The organism is Streptomyces sp. BK208, from assembly GCF_004364245.1.
GTDB lineage: Bacteria > Actinomycetota > Actinomycetes > Streptomycetales > Streptomycetaceae > Streptomyces.
Genome location: NZ_SOAV01000005.1, coordinates 420,854 through 445,971 on the forward strand (window position 1 = coordinate 420,854; position 25,118 = coordinate 445,971).

The 25,118-nt window shown below is 70.9% G+C and carries 26 protein-coding genes; 20 read left to right on the forward strand and 6 right to left on the reverse strand.

Annotation, left to right across the window (positions count from 1 at the left end; genetic code table 11):
• Positions 1-48 precede the first annotated feature (48 nt).
• The 14 genes from EV562_RS15555 to EV562_RS15620 all read left to right on the forward strand — a co-directional run bounded on the left by EV562_RS15555 (position 49) and on the right by EV562_RS15620 (position 12,905).
• Positions 49-696: an L-threonylcarbamoyladenylate synthase gene (locus EV562_RS15555; RefSeq protein ID WP_133887384.1), complete on the forward strand. Its 648-nt coding sequence runs from the start codon at positions 49-51 to the stop codon at positions 694-696.
• Positions 693-1,373 carry a protein-tyrosine-phosphatase gene (locus EV562_RS15560; protein ID WP_133887385.1) on the forward strand — a complete coding sequence of 227 codons (681 nt, stop codon included), beginning with the start codon at positions 693-695 and terminating at the stop codon, positions 1,371-1,373. The genes EV562_RS15555 and EV562_RS15560 overlap by 4 nt, the downstream gene beginning before the upstream one ends.
• An 87-nt stretch (positions 1,374-1,460) precedes the next feature.
• Positions 1,461-2,717: a serine hydroxymethyltransferase gene (glyA, locus tag EV562_RS15565; protein ID WP_133887386.1), complete on the forward strand. Its 1,257-nt coding sequence runs from the start codon at positions 1,461-1,463 to the stop codon at positions 2,715-2,717.
• Between the two features lie 143 nt (positions 2,718-2,860).
• Positions 2,861-4,165 (forward strand): MraY family glycosyltransferase, encoded by a 1,305-nt coding sequence (locus tag EV562_RS15570; RefSeq protein WP_133887387.1) that lies wholly within the window; start codon positions 2,861-2,863, stop codon positions 4,163-4,165.
• Positions 4,166-4,468: 303 nt separating this feature from the next.
• Positions 4,469-4,903, forward strand: coding sequence for a hypothetical protein (locus EV562_RS15575; protein WP_030187255.1), 435 nt, complete (start codon positions 4,469-4,471; stop codon positions 4,901-4,903).
• A gap of 210 nt (positions 4,904-5,113) precedes the next feature.
• Positions 5,114-5,953, forward strand: a complete 840-nt coding sequence (gene atpB, locus EV562_RS15580; protein ID WP_166661807.1) for a F0F1 ATP synthase subunit A — start codon at positions 5,114-5,116, stop codon at positions 5,951-5,953.
• Positions 5,954-6,026: 73 nt separating this feature from the next.
• Positions 6,027-6,251: an ATP synthase F0 subunit C gene (gene atpE, locus EV562_RS15585; RefSeq protein WP_030545783.1), complete on the forward strand. Its 225-nt coding sequence runs from the start codon at positions 6,027-6,029 to the stop codon at positions 6,249-6,251.
• Positions 6,252-6,293: 42 nt separating this feature from the next.
• Complete coding sequence (locus EV562_RS15590; protein WP_208298357.1) at positions 6,294-6,854, forward strand: F0F1 ATP synthase subunit B; 561 nt, start codon at positions 6,294-6,296, stop codon at positions 6,852-6,854.
• Positions 6,851-7,666, forward strand: coding sequence for a F0F1 ATP synthase subunit delta (locus EV562_RS15595; RefSeq protein ID WP_133887389.1), 816 nt, complete (start codon positions 6,851-6,853; stop codon positions 7,664-7,666). The genes EV562_RS15590 and EV562_RS15595 overlap by 4 nt, the downstream gene beginning before the upstream one ends.
• A 179-nt stretch (positions 7,667-7,845) precedes the next feature.
• A complete protein-coding gene (atpA, locus tag EV562_RS15600) occupies positions 7,846-9,435 on the forward strand; it encodes a F0F1 ATP synthase subunit alpha (protein ID WP_133887390.1) in 1,590 nt (529 codons plus the stop codon).
• Positions 9,436-9,456: 21 nt separating this feature from the next.
• Entirely contained in the window at positions 9,457-10,374 is a 918-nt protein-coding gene (locus EV562_RS15605; protein WP_133887391.1) for a F0F1 ATP synthase subunit gamma, read from the forward strand.
• Positions 10,374-11,810, forward strand: coding sequence for a F0F1 ATP synthase subunit beta (gene atpD, locus EV562_RS15610; protein WP_133887392.1), 1,437 nt, complete (start codon positions 10,374-10,376; stop codon positions 11,808-11,810). Before EV562_RS15605 ends, atpD begins: the two co-directional genes overlap by 1 nt.
• 131 nt (positions 11,811-11,941) lie before the next feature.
• Complete coding sequence (locus EV562_RS15615) at positions 11,942-12,316, forward strand: F0F1 ATP synthase subunit epsilon (RefSeq protein WP_007387650.1); 375 nt, start codon at positions 11,942-11,944, stop codon at positions 12,314-12,316.
• A 142-nt stretch (positions 12,317-12,458) separates the two neighbouring features.
• Entirely contained in the window at positions 12,459-12,905 is a 447-nt protein-coding gene (locus EV562_RS15620; RefSeq protein ID WP_133887393.1) for a DUF2550 domain-containing protein, read from the forward strand.
• A gap of 59 nt (positions 12,906-12,964) precedes the next feature.
• Here the strand turns inward: EV562_RS15620 and EV562_RS15625 are convergent, their stop codons facing one another.
• From EV562_RS15625 to EV562_RS15635, 3 genes are all read right to left on the reverse strand, one after another.
• The gene (locus EV562_RS15625) at positions 12,965-14,794 is read right to left on the reverse strand and encodes a glycoside hydrolase family 18 chitinase (RefSeq protein ID WP_133887394.1); all 1,830 of its coding nucleotides are present in this window, start codon (positions 14,792-14,794) and stop codon (positions 12,965-12,967) included.
• Positions 14,795-14,941: 147 nt separating this feature from the next.
• A complete protein-coding gene (locus EV562_RS15630) occupies positions 14,942-15,583 on the reverse strand; it encodes a response regulator transcription factor (protein WP_133887395.1) in 642 nt (213 codons plus the stop codon).
• On the reverse strand, positions 15,580-16,812 hold the full coding sequence (locus EV562_RS15635; RefSeq protein WP_133887396.1) for a histidine kinase: 1,233 nt from the start codon (positions 16,810-16,812) through the stop codon (positions 15,580-15,582). Before EV562_RS15635 ends, EV562_RS15630 begins: the two co-directional genes overlap by 4 nt.
• A gap of 152 nt (positions 16,813-16,964) precedes the next feature.
• Between EV562_RS15635 and EV562_RS15640 the strand changes: the two genes are divergently transcribed.
• Together EV562_RS15640 and EV562_RS15645 are read left to right on the forward strand one after the other, a co-directional pair.
• Positions 16,965-17,549 carry a hypothetical protein gene (locus tag EV562_RS15640; RefSeq protein WP_133887397.1) on the forward strand — a complete coding sequence of 195 codons (585 nt, stop codon included), beginning with the start codon at positions 16,965-16,967 and terminating at the stop codon, positions 17,547-17,549.
• The gene (locus EV562_RS15645) at positions 17,546-17,734 is read left to right on the forward strand and encodes a DUF5708 family protein (RefSeq protein ID WP_133887398.1); all 189 of its coding nucleotides are present in this window, start codon (positions 17,546-17,548) and stop codon (positions 17,732-17,734) included. The genes EV562_RS15640 and EV562_RS15645 overlap by 4 nt, the downstream gene beginning before the upstream one ends.
• Before the next feature lie 132 nt (positions 17,735-17,866).
• Here EV562_RS15645 and EV562_RS15650 read toward each other — a convergent pair whose 3' ends face one another.
• From EV562_RS15650 to EV562_RS15660, 3 genes are read right to left on the reverse strand one after another with little or no spacing between them, the layout of a single operon-like run.
• On the reverse strand, positions 17,867-18,439 hold the full coding sequence (locus tag EV562_RS15650; RefSeq protein ID WP_133887399.1) for a cob(I)yrinic acid a,c-diamide adenosyltransferase: 573 nt from the start codon (positions 18,437-18,439) through the stop codon (positions 17,867-17,869).
• 13 nt (positions 18,440-18,452) lie between these two features.
• Entirely contained in the window at positions 18,453-19,202 is a 750-nt protein-coding gene (locus EV562_RS15655; protein ID WP_133887480.1) for an ABC transporter permease, read from the reverse strand.
• A gap of 23 nt (positions 19,203-19,225) precedes the next feature.
• Complete coding sequence (locus tag EV562_RS15660; RefSeq protein WP_133887400.1) at positions 19,226-20,008, reverse strand: ATP-binding cassette domain-containing protein; 783 nt, start codon at positions 20,006-20,008, stop codon at positions 19,226-19,228.
• A gap of 93 nt (positions 20,009-20,101) precedes the next feature.
• On the opposite strand from EV562_RS15660, the gene EV562_RS15665 reads away from it, so the two are divergent.
• From EV562_RS15665 to EV562_RS15680, 4 genes are all read left to right on the forward strand, one after another.
• Complete coding sequence (locus EV562_RS15665) at positions 20,102-20,743, forward strand: TetR/AcrR family transcriptional regulator (RefSeq protein WP_133887401.1); 642 nt, start codon at positions 20,102-20,104, stop codon at positions 20,741-20,743.
• A 136-nt stretch (positions 20,744-20,879) separates the two neighbouring features.
• On the forward strand, positions 20,880-21,728 hold the full coding sequence (locus EV562_RS15670; protein WP_052840654.1) for a 3-hydroxyacyl-CoA dehydrogenase family protein: 849 nt from the start codon (positions 20,880-20,882) through the stop codon (positions 21,726-21,728).
• A 169-nt stretch (positions 21,729-21,897) separates the two neighbouring features.
• Positions 21,898-22,221, forward strand: coding sequence for an STAS domain-containing protein (locus tag EV562_RS15675; protein WP_003973611.1), 324 nt, complete (start codon positions 21,898-21,900; stop codon positions 22,219-22,221).
• 233 nt (positions 22,222-22,454) lie between these two features.
• A complete protein-coding gene (locus EV562_RS15680; protein WP_133887402.1) occupies positions 22,455-25,094 on the forward strand; it encodes an ATP-binding protein in 2,640 nt (879 codons plus the stop codon).
• Positions 25,095-25,118 lie beyond the last annotated feature (24 nt).

Consider the following 25,118-nt stretch of genomic DNA (forward strand, 5'->3'; position numbering starts at 1 on the left):
ACCCCGCTGACTTCGACCCCGCAGTACGTGTACGAGGAGGCCCGCTAAATGGCACGGCGTTACGACACCAATGACGCGACCGACCGAGTGACCGGTCTGCGCGAGGCCGCCTCCGCCGTCCGCCGGGGCGAACTCGTCGTGCTGCCGACCGACACCGTGTACGGCATCGGCGCCGACGCCTTCACCGCGGAGGCCGTCGGCGACCTGCTGGAGGCCAAGGGACGGGGCCGCAACATGCCCTCCCCGGTCCTCATCGGCTCGCCCAACACCCTGCACGGCCTCGTCACGGACTTCTCCGAGATGGCCTGGGAACTGGTCGACGCCTTCTGGCCCGGCGCGCTGACGCTGGTCGCCAAGCACCAGCCGTCGCTGCAGTGGGACCTCGGCGACACCCGGGGCACCGTCGCCGTCCGCATGCCGCTGCACCCGGTCGCCATCGAGCTGCTCACCGAGGTCGGCCCGATGGCCGTCTCCTCCGCCAACCTGACCGGCCACCCGTCCCCCGAGGACTGCGACGCCGCCCAGCAGATGCTCGGCGACTCCGTCTCCGTCTACCTCGACGGCGGCCCCACGCCCGGCAACGTCCCGTCGTCCATCGTCGACGTCACCCGCGAGGTGCCGGTCCTGCTGCGCGCGGGAGCGCTGTCGGCGGAGGAACTGCGCAAGGTGGTACCCGACCTCGAGGTGGCGAATTGACGGCCCCTGAGACGGGGCGTGGCATAGGCAACGGGGAACGCGCCGCGGAGATCACGACCACGTTCGTCGGACTGCCGCGCGACAGCTTCCGCATCCTCCACGTCAGCACCGGAAACGTCTGCCGCTCGCCCATCACCGAGCGGCTGACCCGGCACGCGGTGAAGGAGCGGCTCGGCGTCCTGGGCGGCGGCCTGATCGTGGAGAGCGCCGGCACATGGGGCCACGAGGGCGCCCCCATGGAGGCGAACGCCGAGACGGTCCTCGCGGACTTCGGCGCCGACCCGGCCGGGTTCACCGGGCGCGAGCTGCTCGACGAGCACGTCATCCGCGCCGACCTGGTGCTCACCGCCACCCGGGACCACCGGGCCCAGGTCATCTCCATGGGCCACTCGGCGGGCCTGCGCACCTTCACCCTCAAGGAGTTCACCCGCCTGGTGAACGCCATCGACCCGGCCACCCTGCCGCCCCTGGAGGACGGCGTGGTGACCCGCGCCCGCGCCCTGGTCCGCGCCGCGGCCGCGCTGCGCGGGTGGCTCCTCGCCCCCACGGTGGAGGCGGACGAGGTGTACGACCCGTACGGCGCACCGCTGCCGTTCTTCCGCTCGATCGGCGACGAGATACACCAGGCCCTGGACCCGGTCGTGACCGCGCTGACCGGGGTGCCCGCGCGGACGTAGCGCGCCGCCCGGGCACGCCGGGCGCCTGCGCCGCGGCGGGCCTACATTGGTCGTACGTCACCGTCGACGCACGCCCCGGAGCGCACCATGTCGGTCACCCACGACATCATCGAGGCCGATGACAGCTCGCTCGGAGTCCTGCCGCGCCAGGATCCCGAGCTGGCCGAGATCCTGTTCGCGGAAGGCCGCCGGCAGGCGACGACGCTGCAGCTGATCGCCGCCGAGAACTTCACGTCACCCGCCGTGCTGGCCGCCCTCGGCTCGCCACTGGCCAACAAGTACGCGGAGGGCTACCCCGGCGCCCGCCACCACGGCGGCTGCGAGATCGTGGACGTCGCGGAGCGGCTGGCCGCGCAGCGGGCCCAGGACCTCTTCGGCGCCGAGCACGCCAACGTGCAGCCCCACTCCGGCTCCTCCGCCGTGCTGGCCGCCTACGCCGCCCTCCTGCGCCCCGGTGACACCGTCCTCGCCCTCGGGCTGCCCCACGGCGGTCACCTCACCCACGGTTCGCCGGCGAACTTCTCCGGCCGCTGGTTCGACTTCGTCGGCTACGGCGTGGACGCGGAGACCGGGCTGACGGACCACGACCAGGTGCGCGCCCTGGCCCGCGCCCGCCGGCCGAAGGCGATCGTCTGCGGTTCCATCGCCTACCCCCGCCATCTCGACTACGCGGCCTTCCGTGACATCGCCGACGAGGTGGGCGCCTACCTCATCGCCGACGCAGCCCACCCGATCGGGCTGGTCGCCGGGGGAGCGGCGCCCAGCCCGGTGCCGTACGCCGACATCGTGTGCGCCACCACCCACAAGGTGCTGCGCGGACCCCGCGGCGGCATGATCCTGTGCGGAAGCGAACTCGCCGAGCGGGTCGACCGGGCCGTCTTCCCGTTCACCCAGGGCGGTGCCCAGATGCACACCGTCGCCGCCAAGGCCGTCGCCTTCGGGGAGGCGGCGACCCCCGCCTTCGCCGCCTACGCCCACCAGGTGGTCGCCAACGCCCGCGCGCTCGCCGCCCACCTGGCCGCCGAGGGCCTGATCGTCACCACCGGCGGTACCGACACCCACCTGATCACCGCCGACCCCGCCCCGCTCGGCGTCGACGGGAAGACCGCCAGGGGGCGGCTCGCGGCGGCCGGGATCGTGCTGGACTGCTGCGCCCTGCCGCACGGCGACGCCCGCGGCCTGCGCCTGGGTACGGCCGCCGTGACCACGCAGGGCATGGGGGAGCGGGAGATGCGGGCGGTGGCCACCCTGCTCGCCGGAGTGCTGCGCGGCACCACGGACCCGGCCGCGGCACGGGCCGACGTACGGGACCTGACCGCGCAGTTCCCGCCCTACCCGGACTGAGGACGGGTAGGCGTACAGGCGTACCCGTCCACCCGTGCAACCATCGTCGGTACCCGGAAGTCCTCCACCGTATGCGTCGCACCGCCGAGCGCATCGTTAGGGTGTGGGGTCGAGGATGGCCAGCGAGACCTGTGGGGAAGCCCGTGCGTGAATACCTGCTGACGCTCTGCATCACGGCCGCGGTGACGTATCTGCTGACAGGGCCGGTACGGAAGTTCGCGATCGTGGCGGGAGCGATGCCGGAGATCCGGGCACGTGACGTGCACCGGGAGCCCACTCCGCGTCTCGGCGGGATCGCCATGTTCTTCGGGTTGTGCGCCGGCCTGCTGGTCGCCGACCACCTCACCAACCTCCACGAGGTCTTCGAGAAGTCCAACGAACCGCGGGCCCTGCTGTCCGGGGCGGCCCTGATCTGGCTGATCGGCGTCCTGGACGACAAGTTCGAGATCGACGCCCTGATCAAGCTGGGCGGCCAGATGATCGCCGCCGGTGTGATGGTGGTGCAGGGCCTGACCATCCTGTGGATCCCGCTGCCGGGTGTCGGCACGGTGGCGCTCACCCAGTGGCAGGGCACCCTGCTGACGGTGGCGCTGGTCGTCATCACCATCAACGCGGTCAACTTCGTGGACGGCCTGGACGGCCTCGCGGCGGGCATGGTGTGCATCGCCGCGGCGGCGTTCTTCATGTACGCCTACCGGATCTGGTACTCGTACGGCATCGAGGCCGCGGCCCCGGCCTCGCTCTTCGCCGCCATCCTCATGGGCATGTGCCTCGGCTTCCTGCCGCACAACATGCACCCCGCCCGGATCTTCATGGGCGACTCGGGCTCCATGCTGATCGGCCTCGTGCTGGCGGCCGGCGCGATCTCCGTCACCGGTCAGGTCGACCCGGACGTGATGAAGCTGTTCTCCGGCTCCGAGCGCAACGCCGTGCACCAGATGGTGCCGGTCTACATCCCGCTGCTGATGCCGCTGACCATCATCGCCATCCCGGCCGCCGACCTGATCCTGGCGATCGTGCGCCGCACCTGGCGCGGCCAGTCGCCGTTCGCCGCGGACCGGGGGCACCTGCACCACCGGCTGCTGGAGATCGGCCACTCGCACAGTCGCGCGGTGCTGATCATGTACTTCTTCTCGGCGCTGATCGCCTTCGGCGCGCTCGCCTACTCCGTGAACGCGGCGTCGATGTGGATCGTGCTGAGCGTCGTCTTCCTCAGCGCGATCGGCCTGGTCCTGCTCCTGCTGCCCCGGTTCACCCCGCGCACCCCCCGCTGGGCCGAGAGCTTCGTGCCGCCGCGCTACCGGCGCCGCCGGGCGGCCGCCGTCACCGGGGACGCGGGGGAGGCCACCGCGGTCGCGGACGAGGACGAGGAGCGGGTCCCCGTCACCGTGGGCGTCTCGGGCGTCAACGGGGCGACCGCCGTCGGATCCCGCACGCGGACCAGGTGAGAATCGGTGTGCAGTGCACGCGTCCCGAGGGCTGACGAGTCGGGTGGCAAAGCGCCCCATTACCAGACAAGTTGGCGCGGTGTTTGCACAGACGCGCACAGTCACTCTCATGTGTGACAGCAAGCACACCCACAGGTAAAGACCTCATCAAATAGTTTGTGATACGGTTCACGAGTAATCCCGGGGTAGAGCCCAAGGACCGTAGTGCGACGGTCTCTTGAGTGTGCGGACACCGTCCGACCCGGGGATACGCTCGTCCATGACGACACCTGCCCCCTGTGTGTTGAAAGCGGAGTTGCCGCCATGCCGTCCAATGACGTCCGGATCCTGCTTCAGGCTGCCGTGCCCACGGCTGCCGTCGGCGCTGTAGCCGCCGTCGTCAGCGCCGTGGTCGCCGGCGGCAAGGGCGCGGTCGGAGCCGTCGTCGCGACCGTGGTGGCGATGCTCTTCATGGGGATCGGCCTCTACGTCCTGCAGCGCACCGCCAAATCGCTTCCGCACCTCTTCCAGGCGATGGGCCTGATGCTCTACGCGGCACAGATCCTGCTGCTGTTCGTCTTCCTCGCCGCGTTCAAGAACACGACGCTGTTCAACCCCCGGTCCTTCGCGATCACTTTGGTCGCCGTCACGCTCGCGTGGATCGCCGCGCAGACGCGCGCGCACATGAAGGCCAAGATCCTCTACGTCGAACCCGAACCGAAGGGCGAAAAGCCCGAAAAGACGGGCCACTCGTCGTGAGGGGTAGGGCCGGGATAAAGAGGCATGTGAAGTCCTGCTATCGTCCGGTGCCAACTGCGGCATCGCGGGCGCGGGCATCTCGGCTGACGCCTGCTGAATCGCGAGGCGAGATGCCCCCCAGCCGCCCCCACACCCGAAACACCAGTCCCGTGCCGAACAGCGGTTACGCGCCGCGCCGACACAACGAGGTTGCCGTACCCATGCGCCACGATGAAGGAGCCCGCGGTGAGTGCTGACCCGACGCAGGTGCTCGCCTTCGAGACCGACTGCCACCTGTTCGACGGGTGTGGCTTCCCGGCTCCCGGCCTGCACTCGTTCCTCTTCGAGCCGCTCTGGGGCAACGCAGACGGCAACGGCATGTACTTCAACAAGCCGATGCTGCTCGCCCTGCTCGGCTCGCTCGTGATCGTGGGCTTCTTCTGGGCCGCCTTCAACAAGCCGAAGGTTGTCCCGGGCAAGCTCCAGATGGTCGCCGAGGCCGGCTACGACTTCATCCGCCGCGGCGTGGTCTACGAGACCATCGGCAAGAAGGAAGGCGAGAAGTACGTCCCGCTCGTCGTGACGCTCTTCTTCTTCATCTGGATGATGAACCTCTGGTCGGTCATCCCGGTCGCCCAGTTCCCGGTGACGTCGATCATCGCCTACCCCGCGGGCATGGCCGCGATCGTCTACATCCTGTGGGTCTCGCTGACCTTCAAGCGCCACGGCTTCGTCGGCTTCTTCAAGAACGTCACCGGCTACGACAAGTCGCTCGGCCCGGTGCTGCCGCTGGCCATGACGATCGAGTTCTTCTCGAACCTCATCGTCCGCCCCTTCACCCACGCCGTCCGGCTCTTCGCGAACATGTTCGCGGGCCACACGCTGCTGCTCCTCTTCACGATCGCCAGCTGGTACATGCTGAACGGCATCGGCATCGCCTACGCGGGCGTCTCGTTCGTGATGACGATCATCATGACGGCCTTCGAGCTCTTCATCCAGGCCGTGCAGGCTTACGTGTTCGTGCTGCTGACCTGCACCTACATCCAGGGCGCGCTCGCCGAGCACCACTGAGTCCGTCCCGCACCACACCCCAGCCGTCCGGTGGCCAACCCCCACCGGTCCGTAAAGAGAAGGAAGAACTGGCATGTCCCAGACCCTTGCTGCCGTCGAAGGTTCGCTCAGCTCCGTCGGTTACGGCCTGGCCGCCATTGGCCCCGGCGTCGGCGTCGGCATCATCTTCGGTAACGGCACCCAGGCCCTCGCCCGCCAGCCCGAGGCGGCCGGCCTGATCCGCGCCAACCAGATCCTGGGCTTCGCGTTCTGTGAGGCGCTCGCCCTCATCGGTCTCGTCATGCCGTTCGTCTACTAAGACGAAGACTGACGACCGACCCTTTCGACGAAAGGCATTGATGTGACTTCCGCCCTGGTTTTCCTGGCGGCTGAGGGTGAGAAGGAGAACCCCCTCATCCCGCCGTGGCCCGAGCTGGTCATCGGCCTGATCGCCTTCGTCATCGTCTTCGGCTTCCTCGCCAAGAAGCTCCTCCCGAACATCAACAAGGTTCTGGAGCAGCGTCGCGAGGCCATCGAGGGCGGTATCGAGAAGGCCGAGGCCGCGCAGACCGAGGCCCAGAGCGTCCTCGAGCAGTACAAGGCCCAGCTCGCCGAGGCCCGGCACGAGGCCGCGCGCCTGCGTCAGGAGGCGCAGGAGCAGGGCGCCACGCTCATCGCCGAGATGCGCGCGGAAGGCCAGCGGCAGCGTGAGGAGATCATCGCCGCCGGTCACGCCCAGATCCAGGCCGACCGCAAGGCCGCCGCGTCCGCGCTGCGCCAGGACGTCGGACAGCTGGCGACCCAGCTGGCCGGCAAGCTGGTCGGTGAGTCCCTCGAGGACCACGCCCGCCAGAGCCGTGTGATCGACCGGTTCCTGGACGAGCTGGACGACAAGGCGACGAAGGCAGAGGCAACCCGATGAACGGAGCGAGCCGCGAGGCCCTGGCCGCCGCGCGCGAGCGTCTCGACGCGCTGACGGACTCCACGTCCGTGGACGCCGGCTCGCTCGCCGACGAGCTGGCCGCCGTCACCGCGCTGCTCCACCGCGAGGTGTCGCTGCGTCGGGTCCTCACCGACCCGGCGCAGGCGGGCGAGGCCAAGGCCGAGCTCGCCCAGCGTCTCCTCGGCACCCAGGTCAGCGGCCAGGCCGTCGACCTGGTGGCCGGCATGGTGCGCTCCCGCTGGTCGCAGTCCCGCGACCTGGTGGACGCGCTGGAGGAGCTGGCGAACACCGCCGACCTCACCGCCGCCCAGAAGCGGGGCCGGCTCGACAACGTGGAGGACGAGCTGTTCCGGTTCGGCCGGATCGTCTCCTCCAACACCGAGCTGCGCGCCGCGCTCACCAACCGGTCGGCCACCACCGCGGCCAAGGGCGAGCTGCTGCGCAGCCTGCTCGGCGGCCGGGCGGAGCAGACCACCGAGCGTCTGGTGACGCGCCTTGTCACCGCGCCGCGGGGACGTAGCCTGGAGTCGGGACTCGAGTCCCTGTCCAAGCTCGCCGCCGACCGGCGGGACCGGATGGTCGCCGTGGTCACCTCGGCGGTGCCGCTGAGCGACACGCAGAAGCAGCGCCTCGGCGCGGCCCTCGCGAAGGTCTACGGCCGTCCGATGCACCTGAACCTCGACGTGGACCCCGAGGTTCTCGGCGGAATGCGGGTGCAGGTCGGCGACGAGGTCATCAACGGCTCCATCGCGGACCGTCTGGAGGACGCCGGCCGCCGGCTGGCGAGCTGACGCCTCACGCGATTCACGTCGCGACAACAGCACAGCAGTAACAGAGCAGTAGCAGTACGTACTTACGACGGCCCTGGTTGGGCCGTGCAGAGGATTCACCTCTCATTGGGGGGAGTCCCGACTCGTGGAATACCCCCCAAGTGAAACTTCGGGCCCAACAAGGAGAGCAGGGAACTCAGATGGCGGAGCTCACGATCCGGCCGGAGGAGATCCGGGACGCACTGGAGAACTTCGTCCAGTCGTACAAGCCGGACGCGGCCTCGCGCGAGGAGGTCGGTACGGTCACCCTTGCCGGCGACGGCATCGCGAAGGTCGAGGGCCTGCCCTCGGCCATGGCCAACGAACTGCTGAAGTTCGAGGACGGCACCCTCGGCCTCGCCCTCAACCTCGAGGAGCGCGAGATCGGTTGCGTCGTCCTCGGTGAGTTCAGCGGCATCGAGGAGGGGCAGCCGGTCTCGCGTACCGGTGAGGTCCTCTCCGTGGCCGTCGGCGAGGGCTACCTCGGCCGCGTCGTCGACCCCCTCGGCAACCCGATCGACGGCCTCGGCGAGATCGAGACCAGCGGTCGCCGCGCCCTGGAGCTGCAGGCCCCCACGGTCATGCAGCGCAAGTCGGTGCACGAGCCGATGGAGACCGGCTACAAGGCCGTCGACGCCATGACCCCGATCGGCCGCGGTCAGCGTCAGCTGATCATCGGCGACCGGCAGACCGGCAAGACCGCCCTGGCCGTCGACACGATCATCAACCAGCGCGACAACTGGCGCACCGGCGACCCGAACAAGCAGGTCCGCTGCATCTACGTCGCCATCGGTCAGAAGGGCTCCACCATCGCGTCCGTGCGCGGTGCGCTGGAGGAGAACGGCGCGCTGGAGTACACGACCATCGTGGCCGCCCCGGCGTCCGACCCGGCCGGCTACAAGTACCTGGCGCCGTACACCGGCTCGGCCATCGGCCAGCAGTGGATGTACGAGGGCAAGCACGTCCTGATCATCTTCGACGACCTGTCGAAGCAGGCCGACGCCTACCGCGCCGTGTCGCTGCTGCTGCGCCGCCCGCCGGGCCGCGAGGCCTACCCGGGTGACGTCTTCTACCTGCACTCCCGTCTGCTGGAGCGCTGCGCGAAGCTCTCCGATGCCGAGGGCGCCGGCTCGATGACCGGTCTGCCGATCGTCGAGACCAAGGCCAACGACGTGTCGGCGTTCATCCCGACCAACGTCATCTCCATCACCGACGGCCAGTGCTTCCTGGAGTCCGACCTGTTCAACGCCGGCCAGCGTCCGGCCCTGAACGTCGGTATCTCGGTCTCCCGCGTCGGTGGCTCGGCCCAGCACAAGGCCATGAAGCAGGTCTCCGGCCGACTGCGCGTGGACCTCGCCCAGTTCCGCGAGCTGGAGGCGTTCGCCGCCTTCGGTTCCGACCTGGACGCCGCGTCGAAGTCGCAGCTGGAGCGCGGTCAGCGCATGGTCGAGCTGCTGAAGCAGGACCAGTACCAGCCGATGGCCACCGAGGACCAGGTCGTCTCCGTCTGGGCCGGCACCACCGGCAAGATGGACGAGGTCCCCGTCAACGACATCCGCCGCTTCGAGAAGGAGCTGCTCGAGTACCTGCACCGCCAGGAGCAGGGCCTCATGACCTCCATCCGCGAGGGCGGCAAGATGTCCGACGACACCCTGCAGGCCGTCGCCGAGGCGATCGCGGCGTTCAAGAAGCAGTTCGAGACCTCGGACGGCAAGCTGCTCGGCGAGGACGCCCCGTCCGTCGCCAAGTGACGTAAGGAAGGGACCTGACTCATGGGAGCCCAGCTCCGGGTCTACAAGCGTCGCATCCGATCCGTCACCGCGACCAAGAAGATCACCAAGGCGATGGAGATGATCGCCGCCTCGCGCGTCGTCAAGGCGCAGCGCAAGGTGGCGGCCTCCACGCCGTACGCGCAGGAGCTCACCCGCGCGGTCACGGCGGTCGGTACCGGGTCGAACACGAAGCACCCGCTCACCACGGAGGCGGACAACCCGGCCCGTGCCGCGGTCCTGCTCCTCACGAGCGACCGCGGTCTGGCCGGCGCCTTCAACTCCAACGCCATCAAGGCGGCGGAGCAGCTGACCGAGCGCCTCGAGCATGAGGGCCGCCAGGTCGACACCTACATCGTCGGCCGGCGCGGTCTGGCCCACTACAACTTCCGCGAGCGCAAGGTCGTGGAGTCGTTCGCGGGCTTCACCGACGAGCCGACGTACGCGGACGCCAAGAAGGTCGCGGCGCCGCTGATCGAGGCCATCGAGAAGGACACGGCCGAGGGCGGCGTGGACGAACTCCACCTCGTCTACACCGAGTTCGTCTCGATGATGACGCAGACGGCGGTCGACTCCCGACTGCTGCCGCTGAGCCTCGAAGAGGTGGCGCAGGAGTCGGCGGCGAAGGACGAGATCCTCCCGCTGTACGACTTCGAGCCGTCGGCGGAGGACGTCCTCGACGCCCTGCTGCCGCGCTACGTCGAAAGCCGCATCTACAACGCGCTGCTGCAGTCGGCTGCCTCCAAGCACGCCGCCACCCGGCGCGCGATGAAGTCGGCCACCGACAACGCGGGCGAGCTGATCAACACGCTCTCCCGTCTTGCCAACGCGGCCCGCCAGGCCGAAATCACCCAGGAAATCAGCGAGATCGTCGGTGGCGCCAGTGCCCTGGCCGACGCGAACGCGGGGAGTGACAACTAATGACCACCACTGTTGAGACCGCGACGGCCACGGGCCGCGTCGCCCGGGTCATCGGCCCGGTCGTCGACGTGGAGTTCCCCGTCGACGCGATGCCGGAGATCTACAACGCGCTGCACGTCGAGGTGGCCGACCCGGCCAAGGAGGGTGAGCTCAAGACGCTGACCCTCGAGGTCGCCCAGCACCTCGGTGACGGCCTGGTCCGCACCATCTCCATGCAGCCCACCGACGGTCTGGTCCGCCAGGCCGCGGTGACCGACACGGGCGCGGCCATCTCCGTCCCCGTCGGCGACTTCACCAAGGGCAAGGTGTTCAACACCCTCGGCGAGGTGCTGAACGTCGACGAGCAGTACACCGGTGAGCGCTGGCCGATCCACCGCAAGGCGCCGAACTTCGACGAGCTCGAGTCGAAGACCGAGATGTTCGAGACCGGCGTCAAGGTCATCGACCTGCTGACCCCGTACGTCAAGGGCGGCAAGATCGGTCTGTTCGGCGGTGCCGGCGTCGGCAAGACGGTGCTCATCCAGGAGATGATCTACCGCGTCGCCAACAACCACGACGGTGTCTCCGTGTTCGCCGGTGTCGGTGAGCGCACCCGTGAGGGCAACGACCTCATCGACGAGATGAGCGAGTCCGGCGTCATCGACAAGACCGCGCTGGTCTTCGGTCAGATGGACGAGCCGCCGGGCACCCGTCTGCGCGTCGCGCTGGCCGGCCTGACCATGGCCGAGTACTTCCGTGACGTCCAGAAGCAGGACGTGCTGTTCTTCATCGACAACATCTTCCGCTTCACCCAGGCGGGCTCCGAGGTGTCGACCCTGCTCGGCCGCATGCCCTCCGCGGTGGGCTACCAGCCGAACCTGGCCGACGAGATGGGTCTCCTCCAGGAGCGCATCACCTCGACCCGTGGTCACTCGATCACCTCGATGCAGGCGATCTACGTCCCCGCGGACGACCTGACCGACCCGGCCCCGGCCACCACCTTCGCCCACCTCGACGCGACGACGGTTCTGTCCCGTCCGATCTCCGAGAAGGGCATCTACCCGGCCGTGGACCCGCTGGACTCGACGTCCCGCATCCTCGACCCGCGGTACATCGCGGCGGACCACTACCAGGCCGCGATGCGCGTGAAGAACATCCTGCAGAAGTACAAGGACCTGCAGGACATCATCGCGATCCTCGGTATCGACGAGCTCGGCGAGGAGGACAAGCTCGTCGTCCACCGTGCCCGTCGCGTGGAGCGCTTCCTGTCCCAGAACACCCACGTCGCCAAGCAGTTCACCGGCGTCGACGGGTCGGACGTCCCGCTGGACGAGTCGATCGCGGCCTTCAACGCGATCTGCGACGGCGAGTACGACCACTTCCCGGAGCAGGCGTTCTTCATGTGCGGTGGCATCGAGGACCTGAAGAACAACGCCAAGGAGCTGGGCGTCTCCTGAGCCTCGGCTCGCGGTGAGCCGCACGGCTCATCATCCGGAGGGGGCGGGCGCGTCCCGTCCCCTCCGGCACGCCCCTTAGACTTGTAACCAACACCCGGCTCTCCCGCCGGGTGGTGACCCGAGGAGCCACCTTGGCTGCTGAGCTGCACGTCGCGCTGGTCGCGGCCGACCGAGAGGTCTGGTCCGGCGAGGCCACCCTGGTCGTCGCGCGCACCACGTCCGGCGACATCGGCGTCATGCCCGGTCACCAGCCGCTGCTCGGTGTGCTGGAGTCGGGCCCGGTGACCATTCGTACGAGTGACGGCGGGACGGTCGTCGCCGCCGTGCACGGCGGTTTCATCTCGTTCGCCGACAACAAGCTGTCGCTGCTGGCCGAGACCGCCGAGCTGGCGGACGAGATCGACGTCCACCGCGCCGAGCGGGAGCTGGAGCGCGCGAAGACGGAGGGCGACGCCCACGCCGAGCGCCGCGCGGACGTCCGACTGCGCGCGGCGGCGGGACGCTGATCCACAGCACTGTGCGATAGCGTCGTGCCATGACGTCACTCAGCCGCGGCTGGGACCGGAGTCATCCGGACCCGGCCGCGGCTGAGGCAGATCCGGGTGTTTTTTCCGTTCCGTTACCTAGGAGACGAGGAGGTCGGTGTCGATGGCCCTCGCTCTGACTGTGTGCGGAATCGTGGTCGCCCTGGTGGTGATCGGGCTCTTCGTCTTCGGTCTGCGCCGTCGGCTGATCCAGCGCTCGGGCGGCACCTTCGACTGTTCCCTGCGCTGGGACGCCCCCGAGGAGGGCGACTCGGGCGGCAAGGGCTGGGCCTACGGGGTGGCCCGCTACAACGGCGACCGGGTCGAGTGGTACCGCGTCTTCTCGTACTCCCCCCGCCCGCGCCGCGTGCTCGAACGCTCGGCGATCGAGGTGGCCGGCCGCCGGGTGCCGGACGGCGAGGAGGAGTTGGCGCTGCTCTCCGACGCCGTGGTCCTGGCCTGTCTGCACCGGGGCACGCGGCTCGAACTCGCGATGAGCGACGACGCGCTGACCGGATTCCTCGCGTGGCTGGAAGCGGCCCCGCCCGGACAGCGGGTGAACGTGGCGTAGCCGCACTCACCCTCCCCTGGACGAAGACCGGGAGAGTGAATGCGGCTACGGGACGGTTCTTACTTCAGGCCGCTGTCGATGGCGCTCACCAGTTCACCGTTGGTGGTGTCGCCGCTGAACTCCCAGAAGAAGGCGCCGCCGAGGCCCTGCTGCTCCGCCCAGTCCATCTTCGACTTGATGGTGGCCGGGGTGTCGTAGGACCACCAGTTGCTGCCGCAGTGGGCGTACGCGGTGCCGGCGATCGTGCCGGTGGCCGGGCAGCTGGTCTTGAGGACCTTGTAGTCCTCGATGCCCGCCTCGTAGGTGCCGGTCGCCGGGCCGGTCGCGGTGCCGCCGGGGGCGGCCTGCGTGACACCGGTCCAGCCGCGGCCGTAGAAGCCGATGCCGATCAGCAGCTTGCCGGCCGGCACGCCCCTGGCCTTGAACTTCGCCATCGCGTCGGCGGTGTTGAAGCCCTGCTGCGGGATGCCGTCGTACGCGGTCAGCGGCGAGTGCGGGGCGGTCGGGCCGTTCTTCGCCCAGGCGCCGAAGAAGTCGTACGTCATCACGTTGTACCAGTTGATGTACTTCGAGGCCTCGCCGTAGTCGGCGGCCTCGATCTTGCCGCCGTCCGAGCCGTCGGCGGTGACGGCCGCGGTGATCAGGTAGTCCTGGCCGAACTCGGCGCGCATGGCCTTCATCATGCTGCTGAAGGCGTTCGGGGCGCTGGTCTCGTCGCAGCTGAGACCGCAGGCGTTCGGGTACTCCCAGTCCAGGTCGATGCCGTCGAAGACGTCCGCCCAGCGCGGGTCCTCGACCAGGTCGTGACAGGACTTGGCGAAGGCGGCCGGGTTCTTCACGGCGTCGGGGAAGCCGCCGGACCAGGTCCAGCCGCCGAAGGAGTAGAGGATCTTGATGTTCGGGTACTTGGCCTTCAGCTTGCGCAGCTGGTTGAAGTTGCCGCGCAGGGGCTGGTCCCAGGTGTCGGCGACGCCGTCGACGGACTGGTCGGCGGTGTACGCCTTGTCGTAGTCGGCGTAGGAGTCGCCGATGGTGCACTTGCCGCCCTGGACGTTGCCGAAGGCGTAGTTGATGTGCGTGATCTTCGCGGCGGAGCCGGAGGTGACCAGGTTCTTCACGTGGTAGTTGCGCCCGTAGACGCCCCAGTTGGTGAAGTAGCCCATCTTGACCTCGTCACCGGTGCCGGGGTTGCCGCCGTCCCCGCCGCCGGTGGTGGTGACCTTCACGGAGCCGCTGGCCGGACCGGTCTGGTCGGCGGTGTCACGGGCCTTGACGCTGTACGAGTACGCGGTGCCCTTGGTGAGGCCGGTGTCCGTGTAGGTGGTGCCGGTGACGGTGGCGACCTTCGCGCCGTCCCGCAGCACGTCGTAGTTCTTGACGCCCTTGTCGTCGGTGGCCGCCGCCCAGGACAGCTTCACCGAGGTGTCGGTGACGTTCGAGGCGGTGGGTGTACCGGGCGCGGAGGGGGCCGCGTCGCCGGGCACCGAGGTGCCGTCGCAGCTGCCGCCGTTGAGCTTGCAGTTGGACGGGGAGCCGGGGCCGCTGCCGTTGAAGCCGAAGGAGACCGAGGCGCCGGGGGCGAGCGTCCCGTTCCAGCCGACGTTCTTGGCGGTCCAGTGGTCGGCGGAGTTGGTGACGGTGGCGTCCCAGGCGGAGGTGACCTTGGTGCCGGAGGGGAAGTCCCACTCGACGGTCCAGGAGCTGAGGGGGGTGGTGCCGGTGTTCTTCACCGTCCAGCTGCCGCCGAAGCCCGTGCCCCAGTCCGAGGTCTTGGCGAACGTGGCCGTCGCGCTGGTGGCCGCCTGCGCCGGGCTCGCGAGGCCGACCAGGCCGGCCAGGGGAAGCGCCAGGGTCGCTGCGAGTGCCGCGGCTTTGTGTCTGAAGCGCATGTGCGCCTCCTTATATGACGTTGTTGTTGTGGGCATGACTGAGCCTCATGCCCGCAGTGCCGCGAGAATAGAAAGGTCTGGACCATAGGTCAATAGGTCTGGACCAATGTGCCGCAGTGTGGTTGAGCCGGTGACCGAGAGGGGAAACTAGATCCCCAACTCCTGCGCCAGCACCGCCGCCTGCACCCGGCTGCGCAGCCCCAGCTTCCCCAGCAGCCGGCTCACGTGCGTCTTCACCGTGGCCTCCGCCATGTCCAGTTGCTCGGCGACCGCGGCGTTGGAGAGTCCCTGGCCCAGACAGGACAGCACCTCGCGCTCCCGCCGGGTCAGCTCCCGCAGCACCGCCGGATCGGCGCCCGGCTCCCGTACCGGCTTGGCGGCGAACTCGGCGATCAGCCGCCGGGTGACGGCCGGGGCCACGATGCCCGCGCCGCCCGCCACCGTGCGCACGGCCGTGAGCAGGTCCTTGGCGTCGGTGTTCTTCAGCAGGAACCCGGCGGCCCCCGCCCGCAGCGCCCCGAAGACGTACTCGTCCAGGTCGAAGGTGGTCAGCACCAGCACGTCGGCGAGCCGCTCCCCGACCACGATCCGGGTCGCCGCGACGCCGTCCAGGCGGGGCATCTGCACGTCCATCAGCACCAGGTCGGGACGGAGTTCGCGGGCGAGCGCCACCGCCTGCTCGCCGTCGGCGGCCTCGCCCACCACCTCGACGTCCGGTGCGCTGTTCAGGATCAGCACCAGTCCCGCGCGGACGGCGGACTGGTCCTCGGCGACGAGGACGCGGATCATGCGAGGTCTCCTTCGGTGAGGGGCAGGGTGGCGCGTACGGCCCAGATCGTGCCGCCCGCAGGACCGGGGCCCGGCGCCGGGCCCGCCTCGAAGGTGCCGTGCAGCAGTGCGGCCCGCTCCCGCATCCCGACCAGACCGGCACCCGAGCCGGGGACGCGCGGGGTGTCCCGGTCGCCGTACGGGCTGGTCACCTCGACCCGCAGGGCGCCCTCGTACCGGGCGAGCCGCACCCGGACCGTCCCCTTCGAGGCGTGTTTGAGCGCGTTGGTGAGCGACTCCTGCACGATGCGGTACGCGGCCAGTTCGACCGGTGCGGGCAGGCTCTCGCCGGGTCCGGCGCGGGGTGCCGAGCCGGGTCCGGCGTCGAGGGCGGCGTCGAGGGTGACGTCGAGCCCGTTGGCGCGGGCGCCGTCGACCAGCGCGCCGACCCCGTCGAGGGTGGGTGCTGCGGCCGGTTCGGTGTCCCCGCCCTCGTCCCGCAGAATGCCGATGAGACGGCGCATCTCGGCCAGGCCGGCCACGCTGTTCTCGCGGATCACGCCGAGCGCCTGCCGGGTGGTCGCCGCGTCGTCCAGGGAGAGGGCGGCCGTGGAGTGGACGGCGATCGCGGAGAGGTGGCCCGCGACCAGGTCGTGCAGCTCGCGGGCCATCCGGGAGCGCTCCGCCGTCACCGCCTGGGACCGGTCCATCTCGGCGAGCAGCGCGGTCTGCTCGGCCCGCAGCAGCGCGGCGTCGGCGGCCTCGCGGTGATTGCGGACGATGAGGCCCGTGGAGGCGGGAGCGAACGACACGATGCCGACGGCGACACCGATCAGCAGCGCCTCGGGCACCCGCCACAGCGCGAACGGCACGACGGTGCCGGCCACGGTGAGCAGCCCGGTGATCCACGGGATGCGGCGGGCCGAGGCGGGCGGGCCGTACAGCACGGCGGCGTACATCAGGTCGGTGTACATGATCACCGTGACCAGGCTGCCCCGGGTGAGGGTGTCCGCGATCAGGGCGGCGGTGCCGACCAGCAGGCCGGTGCGGGGCGCGGCCCGGCGCAGCAGCTCGCAGCCCGCCATGACGACGAGCGGCACCAGCAGCGGCCAGCGGCCGTCGAACAGGACGACCGGCTCGTCGGCCGGCCGCACCCCCAGACCGATGCCCCACAGCAGCAGCCCGCCGAGCAGCCCGGCCGACGCGGCGTACGCGTCGAAGCGGCGCGGGCGGGGGAGTCGTGGGGCCATGCCCCCATCCAACACGGCCCCCGCGCCGCCCGCCTGACACCCGGGAAGGGTTCCGCACTGCATCTTTCGATGTACCGGAGGTTCGTCACCGGCGACGACGAGCCCGGCGGATTCCCGGAGGAGCCTGGAACGGTGAACGAAGGGAGTGCGTCGTGGTCGTCGCGTTGATCATCGCCTGCGAGGTCGGCTTCTGGGTCCTGCTCGCCCTCGGCCTGGGCGCCCGCTACCTGCTGAACTGGCGGCGCACCGGTGTCTTCCTGCTGCTGTGCGAGCCCGTCCTGGAACTGGTGCTGTTCGCCGTCACGGCGTACGACCTGAAGAACGGCGCCGAGCCCGGCTGGGAGCACGGCCTGGCCGCGCTGTACATCGGCTGCACCGTCGCCTACGGCCACCGCACGATCCGTTGGCTCGACGGCCACGCCGCCCACCGCCTGGCCGGCGGCCCGCCCCCGGTCAGACCCCCGCGCCACGGCATGCCCCGGGCGCGGCACGAGGGCGCGCTGTGGCTGCGCACGCTGCTGGGCGCCGCCGTGGCCTGCGCCCTGCTCCAGGGTGCCGTCTGGTACGTCGGCGGCGACGGCGACGTCTCGTCACTGCGGTCCTTCCAGTGGACGGCCCTGCGCGTCACCGGCATCCACGGCCTGATCGCCCTCACGTACCCGCTCTGGCCGAAGAGGGCCCCGGCGGGTGGGCCGCAGCCCGTGGCCGGCCGGCGCGAGCGGGAGGTGCACCGGTGAACCGGGCGCACAGGAACCTCCTCGAAGGCGTCGTCACCCTGCTCGCCGGTCTCGCCCTGTGGCTGTTCACCGGCGACGTGGAGCTCCCGGTGGTCAGCCTGACCAAGGTGGGCGCCGTGATGGTGTGCGTCGGGGCGGCGCAGGCCGCGTGGGGCGGGTACGGCGCCGTCCGTCGCCAGGTCTGACACGCGGGGCCGGGAAGCGCCCGAAGGGGCGCGGGGCCGAGTCGACCCGCGGCTCCGCCGCGTGGGCGCGACCACTCACGGCGGAGCCGCGGACGCGCGACGGCTGTCGTCCCCGGCACACCCGCGGAGCGTCTAGCGCTCCCCGCCCGGCACCCACAGGACGTCGCCGACCTCCTTGTTGGCCACCCGGGCCAGGATGAACAGGAGGTCGGAGAGGCGGTTCAGGTAGGTCGCGGTGAGCGGGTTCATCGACTCGCCGTGCACCTCCAGCGCCGCCCAGGTGGAGCGTTCCGCGCGGCGGACCACCGTGCACGCCTGGTGCAGCAGGGCCGCGCCGGGGGTGCCGCCGGGGAGGATGAAGGAGCGGAGCTTCTCCACCTCGGCCAGGTAGCGGTCGCAGTCCGCCTCCAGCTTGTCGACGTAGAACTGCTCGACCCGCAGCGGCGGGTACTCCGGGTTCTCCACCACCGGCGTGGACAGGTCCGCGCCCACGTCGAACAGGTCGTTCTGGACGCGGACGAGGACCTTGACCACGTCCTCGGACAGGCCGCCGAGGGCGAGGGCGGCACCGATCACCGCGTTCGCCTCGTTCGCGTCGGCGTACGCGGAGATCCTGAGGTCGGTCTTGGGGACCCGGCTCATGTCGCCGAGGGCGGTGGTGCCCTGGTCGCCGGTCCGGGTGTAGATGCGCGTCAGGTTGACCATCCGGCCAGCGTAGTCAGGCCCCGGCGGTACGGAACACGCGTGTGCCCACCGTCACGGCCAGCGCGGTGAGGCCGAGGGCCACCAGGGTGCCGTACAGCATGTGCGCGGTCGCGTAGGAGCCGACGTACGCGTCCCGCACCGCGTCCACCAGATAGCGGAACGGCATCAGGTGCGAGAGCACGTCCAGCCACGCCGGGCCGAGCGTCATCGGGAGCATCAGGCCGGACAGCAGCATCGACGGCATGGTGAGGGCGTTGATCGCGGGCCCGAACTCCTGCGGGGTGCGGACCTTCATCGCCAGGGTGTACGACAGCGACGCCAGCGACACCGTCAGCAGGGCGACGAACACGAAGCCGATCAGCACGCCGGGCAGCGGCGCGCGCAGGCCCATCAGCAGGGCCGCGAGGACCAGCAGCACCGCCTGGAAGGCGAAGACGGTGGCGTCCCGCAGCACCCGCCCGAGCAGCAGCGCGAGCCGGCTGACGGGTGTGACCCGCATCCGCTCCACCACCCCCTGACCGTTCTCGATGATGATCGAGAAGCCCGCGAAGGAGGCGCCGAAGAGGCCGAGTTGGAGCAGCAGGCCGGGGACGAGGACCTGCCAGGAGCTGCCCCGCCCGCCGAGCGGCAGGCCGGTCAGCAGCGGGCCGAAGAAGAGCAGGTACAGCAGGGGCATCAGCACGCCGAACAGCAGCGCGAAGCGGGAACGCAGGGACTGGCGCAGGTAGCGGCCGTAGATCAGGCCGGTGTCGTGGAGCAGCATCGGGTCCTCGGGTCCTCGGTGTCTCATACGGTCATGGGGGCGGCGTCGGCCGGGGTGGTGCCGCGGCCGGTGACGGCCAGGAACGTGTCCTGGAGGGAGGCGTCCGGCGAACCGCCGTACTCCTGCTTCAGGGCGGCGGGCGTGCCCTCGGCGGCCACCACCCCGCCGTCCACGACCACCAGGCGGTCGGAGAGGGCGTCGGCCTCGTCGAGGTAGTGGGTGGTCAGGAAGACCGTGGTGCCGTGCTCGTCGCGCAGCCGGCGGACCAGGTCCCACAGGCCGGCGCGGCTGCCCGGGTCCAGACCGGTCGTCGGCTCGTCCAGGAAGAGCACCTTCGGGCGGTGCGTGAGCGCCATCGCGATGTCCAGCCGGCGCCGCTGCCCGCCGGAGAGCGTGCCGCACTTGCGGTCGAGCAGCTCGGTGAGGTCCAGGTCGCGGGCCAGTTCCCGGGCGCGCTCACCGGCCCGCGCCCGGGGCAGGCGGTACAGGCGTCCCTGGGTGACCAGCTCCTCCCGCACCGTGATCTGCGCGTCCACCCCGCCCGACTGGGCCACGTAACCGCAGGCCGCGCGCACTCCGGCCGGGTCGGTCGCCAGGTCGTGCCCGGCGACGGTGGCCGCGCCGCCGGTGGGGGCGAGCAGCGTCGTGAGCATTCGCAGGGTGGTGGTCTTGCCCGCGCCGTTGGGGCCCAGAAGGCCCAGGATCTCGCCCTCGCGGACGGTGAGGTCGATGCCGCGCACCGCTTCGACCGGGCCGCGTTTCGTCGTGAAGGTGCGGGCCAGCCCGGCCGTACTGATGATTGCCATGCCGCCCAGAAAAACAGAGACACTGAAATTTTGCAATGCCTCCAAGTTTTCAGCGGCTCCAGCCGTCGGGGCCGGCGCGGCTAGGATGCGGGCATGGCCGAGGGACTCAGGGAACGGAAGAAGCGGCAGACCCGGCAGTACATCTCGGATGTCGCCACGGGGCTGTTCCTGGAGCGCGGCTTCGAGGCCGTGACGGTGGCGGAGGTCGCGGACGCCGCGAACGTCTCCGTCAACACCGTCTACAACTACTTCCCGGCCAAGGAGGACCTGTTCCTCGACCGCTCCAGGGGCGTGGTCGACCGGCTGTCGCGCTGGGTGCGCGGCCGGGGCGACGGGGAGTCGGCCGCTCGGGCCGTGCTCCGGGAGCTGCGCGAGGAGGTCGAGTCGGTTTCGCCCCGGATCGGCCTCATGGACGGATACGCGCGTTTCATGGGAGTCATCCACTCCTCGCCCGCGCTGCGTTCCCGGCTCTGGGCGATCGGCCAGGAGGTGCAGGACAACCTCGAGCGCACCCTGCGCGAGGAGACCGGCGCCCCGGACGACGAGCCCGTCCCCTCGCTGATGGCGGGTCAGATCGGCTGGCTGCACAGCACGGTGATGGCCAGCATCGGCCGTCGCATGATGACCGGCGGAAAACCCGCCGAAGTGTCCCGCGACGTCCTCGTGCTGCTGGACGAGATGGAGGACCTGCTGAGCGAGAAGGTGCTCAACTACGCCGTACGGGGCGCCGAGTGACACCCGGACGACACCCCTCGGTGTGACGTCCGTCATTTGAGACGTGACGCGCGTTACTAACCGGTCACACAGCGCCTCACGCCCGCTAATCTCCGGCCGAGAGACGAGAATCAGCGCGTATCAGGGGAGTCGCACAGTGGCACGGAAGCTCGCCGTCATCGGAGCCGGTCTCATGGGATCCGGCATCGCCCAGGTCTCCGCTCAGGCGGGCTGGGACGTCGTCCTGCGGGACGTCACCGACGAGGCGCTGCGGCGCGGCACCGACGGCATCAGGGCCTCCTACGACAAGTTCGTCGCCAAGGGGAAGCTCACCGCCGACGACGCCGAGGCCGCCCTCGGGCGCATCACCGCGACCACCGACCTGGACGCCGCCGCCGACGCGGACGTCGTCGTCGAGGCCGTCTTCGAGAAACTGGAAGTCAAGCACGAGATCTTCCGTACCCTGGACAAGCTGGTGAAGGACGGGGCGATCCTCGCGTCCAACACCTCCGCGATCCCGATCACCAAGATCGCGGCAGTCACGGAGCGCCCCGAGCGGGTCGTCGGCACCCACTTCTTCTCGCCGGTCCCCATGATGCAGCTGTGCGAGCTGGTGCGCGGCTACAAGACCAGTGACGAAACGCTCGCCACCGCGCGGGAGTTCGCCGAGTCCACCGGCAAGACCTGCATCGTCGTCAACCGCGACGTCGCCGGGTTCGTGACGACCCGTCTCATCTCCGCCCTCGTCGTCGAGGCGGCGAAGCTGTACGAGTCGGGCGTCGCCACCGCCGAGGACATCGACCTCGCCTGCAAGCTCGGCTTCGGCCACGCCATGGGACCGCTGGCCACCGCCGACCTGACGGGCGTCGACATCCTGCTGCACGCCACGGGCAACATCTACACCGAGTCCCAGGACGAGAAGTTCGCCCCGCCGGAGCTGATGCGCCGGATGGTGGACGCCGGTGACATCGGCCGCAAGAGCGGGCAGGGCTTCTACAAGCACTGAGCTCGCACCCGTCCCGGCAGACATCACACGCCGGGGTGAATTCGGTATCGGTTCGCTTACAGGCGGCAACCTCCGGTCGTTCCGGCCAGTCAGAGGGTGCAACACCTGTTGCCGCCCAGAGATCACCACGCAGAGACGACGAAGAGAAGACGCACGCCGGGGAGCGCATATGCACATCAGGGGCGACCACGTCGAGCTGGTCGTCGGGGGCCGCCTCGACGTCCGCAGCGCGGCGGACGCCCGTACGGTCCTGCACTCGGCCGTCGACGACGGAGTCGGCGACCTGGTGCTGGACCTGTCCGAGCTGGACTCCTGGGACGCGACCGGACTCGGCGTGATCATGGGAGCCCACCGGCGGGCCGGCCGCTGCGGCCGGCGCCTGGTGCTGCGCGGCGTGCCGCCGCAGATGCAGCGTCTGCTGGTGGCCACCCGGCTGCACCGGATCCTGGCCATCGAGGGCGGCATCGGCGTGGAGACCCTGCCCCGGGTGTGAAGAGCGCGGCCACACGTCCGACACACGCAATCCTCACGAGACCGTGACCTCTCGGGCGGTCCGGCACCCCGGGCTGTCGGAGATACTGGGCGAAGGTTTAGGGTCTGGCTGCCCGCTCACTTGCGACCCACCGGCGGGCCCGGACCAGAAGCGACAGCGCGGTGTGCGGCAAGGCCGGGAGGGTGGTCCCGACCGGGGCCCTGCACACGACGCTTTTGGGGGGCTAGGAACCTATGGACCCGAACGACCGGGGCCCTGAGGAGTACGGCCAGGACGGCGACCACCAGCCGTCGCGCCCGCGCCCGCCCAGGGATCCCCTCACCTCCGACTTCGGACAGCACGCGCCGGCCCTCGCCCGCACGGTGCGACTGGTGTCCGGCGACTTCCTGCTCACCGTCAACCCGGTCGACGGCAGCGAGATCGAGGTCTGCCCGCCCACCGAGCGGCCCGCGCGGCCCGAGAAGCTCACCGCGGCCGAGCGTGCCGAGGCCGAGCGCGCCGCGCGCCCGCCCGTCCCCCCGGGGCCGGTCCGCACGGTCCTGGGCCTGCTGGCCCGCGAGGACGAACGCGAACGCCTGGTGCGGCTGCTCGCCCGCGGCCGCTCCGTCCGCCTCACCGGCCCGGCCGGCTCCGGCCGCACCAGCCTCCTCGACGTCGTCGCCGAGGACTGCGCGGGCCTCGCGCCCGACGGCGTCGTCCGGCTCAGCGGCCACCACCGCACCGCCGACGACCTGCTCCACGACCTCTTCCGCGCCGTCCACCGCACGCCCCTGCACCGCCCGGACCGGACGGAACTCCTCGGGCACCTGCGCGAGGTGGGCGCGGTCGTCGTCCTGGACGACGTCGAGTTCGGCGGCGCCGCCCTCGACGAACTCCTCGACGCCACCCCCGAGTGCGCCTTCCTCCTCGGCGCCACCCCGGACGTGCCCGCACCCTCCGCCGACTCGGCCGTCGAGGAGGTCTTCCTCACCGGGCTGGACCGCTCCGACGGCGTGGAGCTGCTGGAGCGCGCCGCCGGCCGCACCCTCACCGAGGACGAGGCCAACTGGGCCGGCGACCTCTGGTTCGAGTCCGAGGGCCTGCCGCTGCGCTTCGTCCAGGCCGGCGCCCTGCTGCGCCGCCGGGACCGGGAGCGGGCCGGCGCCGACGCCGTCGACGAGTTCGGCGTCTTCGCCGACGCCCGCCCGGCCGACGACACCCCCTACGACCCCGCCGAGACCGGCGACGTCCCCCTGCCGTCCCTCGGCGAGGCCGCCGCGCCCGCACCGCTGCTCGCCTCCCGGCTCAGCGCCGCCGCGCGCGCCACCCTGGAGTTCGCCGTCGCGCTCGGCGGCGAGGTGCCGCACCAGGCGCACCTGCCCGCGCTGGTCGGCGACACCCACGCGGACGCCGCCCTCGGCGAGCTGGCCGACTGCGGACTGGTCTCCCCGGTGGGCTCCCGCTACCGGCTGGCCGCCGGTGTGCTCACCCAGCTGGAGAGCGCCGGGTACGCCGACGACGTACGGGAGCGGGCCCTGGCCGCCGCCCAGCACTACGCCTGGTGGGCCGGTCATCCCTCGGTCACCCCGGAGCGGGTCTGCGCGGAGGCCGACGCGGTCCTGGCCGCCCTGGCCGTGCTGGTGCCGGCGACGACGCGGACCGCCGACGACCGGGAGAGCCCGGCCGTCCAGCTGGCCCGCACCGCGGCGCCCGCGTTCGCCGCCGGACTGCACTGGAGCGCCTGGCAGCGGGCGCTGCGCTCCGGCACCGAGGCGTCCCGGCTCGCCGGGGACGTCGCCGAACAGGCCTACTTCCACCACGAACTCGGTGTCCTCGCCCTGTGCGAGGACCGGCTGGACCGGGCGCGCGCCGAGCTGGAGGCCTCCATCGGGCTGCGCGGCGCGCTCTCCGACAAGCGCGGCGCCGTGGCGGGCCGCCGTGCCCTCGCGCTGGTCGCCGACCGCACCGGGGACACCCCCGGCCCGAGTGGCGGCGCGGGCGTGTTCGCGGTTCCCGGGGCCGCCGCCGGGATAGGCGTCGCCGGCGCCGGCCTCGGCCCGGCCGTGGCGGAGGAGGTGCCCGACGCGCGCGACGAGGAGTCGGTGTCGCCGTCCGCGGGCGTCCCCGCGCCCTTCCCGCCGCTCCAGCCGCCCCCGCAGTCCCCGACCCTGGTCACCCGCCGCGAGTCCGACGAGGAGCCGTCCCGCACGGTCGCCGGCGGCATCAAGGGCTTCGCCCGGCGCAATCTGGTGGCCGCCGGAGCGGGCGCGCTGCTCGTCGCCGTGCTCGGCACCGTGGTGACCCTCGGGGCGACCTCCGAGAACGACGCCGGTGACCCCTCCGACGAGGTCGGCGTCAATCCGTCGGTCAGCCAGGGCTTCGACGACGGCGACCTGGACGACGACCGGCCCTCCGACGACGGCGGGGGTCGGGAGACGTCCGCAGGACCGACCGACTCGGGCCCCGACGGCACCCCCGGCACCTCCGACGACCCGTCCCCGACCCGGTCGGGCGAGCCGTCGAACGGGCCGAGCAGCACGAGCGGCGGCGACCCCGGGGACGACGAGAGCCCGGACGACACCGGTTCGCCGCACGACCCGCCCTCGTCCCCCGAGCCGCCCACCTCGGACGAGCCGACCGGCCCGACGACCTCACCGGACCCCACGGACTCCGAGACCGACCCCGGCAGCGAGGAACCCACGGACCCCGGCACCTCCCCGAGCGACCCCGACTCGCCGACCACCACGCCGCCCGTCTCCAACAGCGCCGACGGCACCGTCAGCCCCACCGCCGCGAGCTCTCCGGCCGGCACGCCCTCCGCCGCGCAGAGCGGCACCGGAAGCGGAACGGGCACACCGACCGGCTCAGAGACGGAGACCGGTCAGATCATCTGACCCCGGCGTATGCGACGACGTACG

Excerpts from the sequence above, each read along its gene's own strand:
- EV562_RS15660 (WP_133887400.1), bottom strand. The coding sequence starts at position 20,008 with ATGGCAATCATCAGTACGGCCGGGCTGGCCCGCACCTTCACGACGAAA.
- EV562_RS15635 (WP_133887396.1), bottom strand. The coding sequence starts at position 16,812 with ATGGCCCCACGACTCCCCCGCCCGCGCCGCTTCGACGCGTACGCCGCG.
- atpA (WP_133887390.1), top strand. The coding sequence starts at position 7,846 with ATGGCGGAGCTCACGATCCGGCCGGAGGAGATCCGGGACGCACTGGAG.
- EV562_RS15650 (WP_133887399.1), bottom strand. The coding sequence starts at position 18,439 with ATGGTCAACCTGACGCGCATCTACACCCGGACCGGCGACCAGGGCACC.
- EV562_RS15630 (WP_133887395.1), bottom strand. The coding sequence starts at position 15,583 with ATGATCCGCGTCCTCGTCGCCGAGGACCAGTCCGCCGTCCGCGCGGGA.
- EV562_RS15665 (WP_133887401.1), top strand. The coding sequence starts at position 20,102 with ATGGCCGAGGGACTCAGGGAACGGAAGAAGCGGCAGACCCGGCAGTAC.
- atpB (WP_166661807.1), top strand. The coding sequence starts at position 5,114 with ATGAAGGAGCCCGCGGTGAGTGCTGACCCGACGCAGGTGCTCGCCTTC.
- EV562_RS15655 (WP_133887480.1), bottom strand. The coding sequence starts at position 19,202 with ATGCTGCTCCACGACACCGGCCTGATCTACGGCCGCTACCTGCGCCAG.
- EV562_RS15575 (WP_030187255.1), top strand. The coding sequence starts at position 4,469 with ATGCCGTCCAATGACGTCCGGATCCTGCTTCAGGCTGCCGTGCCCACG.
- EV562_RS15595 (WP_133887389.1), top strand. The coding sequence starts at position 6,851 with ATGAACGGAGCGAGCCGCGAGGCCCTGGCCGCCGCGCGCGAGCGTCTC.
- EV562_RS15620 (WP_133887393.1), top strand. The coding sequence starts at position 12,459 with ATGGCCCTCGCTCTGACTGTGTGCGGAATCGTGGTCGCCCTGGTGGTG.
- EV562_RS15625 (WP_133887394.1), bottom strand. The coding sequence starts at position 14,794 with ATGCGCTTCAGACACAAAGCCGCGGCACTCGCAGCGACCCTGGCGCTT.
- EV562_RS15605 (WP_133887391.1), top strand. The coding sequence starts at position 9,457 with ATGGGAGCCCAGCTCCGGGTCTACAAGCGTCGCATCCGATCCGTCACC.
- EV562_RS15675 (WP_003973611.1), top strand. The coding sequence starts at position 21,898 with ATGCACATCAGGGGCGACCACGTCGAGCTGGTCGTCGGGGGCCGCCTC.
- EV562_RS15555 (WP_133887384.1), top strand. The coding sequence starts at position 49 with ATGGCACGGCGTTACGACACCAATGACGCGACCGACCGAGTGACCGGT.
- glyA (WP_133887386.1), top strand. The coding sequence starts at position 1,461 with ATGTCGGTCACCCACGACATCATCGAGGCCGATGACAGCTCGCTCGGA.
- atpD (WP_133887392.1), top strand. The coding sequence starts at position 10,374 with ATGACCACCACTGTTGAGACCGCGACGGCCACGGGCCGCGTCGCCCGG.
- atpE (WP_030545783.1), top strand. The coding sequence starts at position 6,027 with ATGTCCCAGACCCTTGCTGCCGTCGAAGGTTCGCTCAGCTCCGTCGGT.
- EV562_RS15680 (WP_133887402.1), top strand. The coding sequence starts at position 22,455 with ATGGACCCGAACGACCGGGGCCCTGAGGAGTACGGCCAGGACGGCGAC.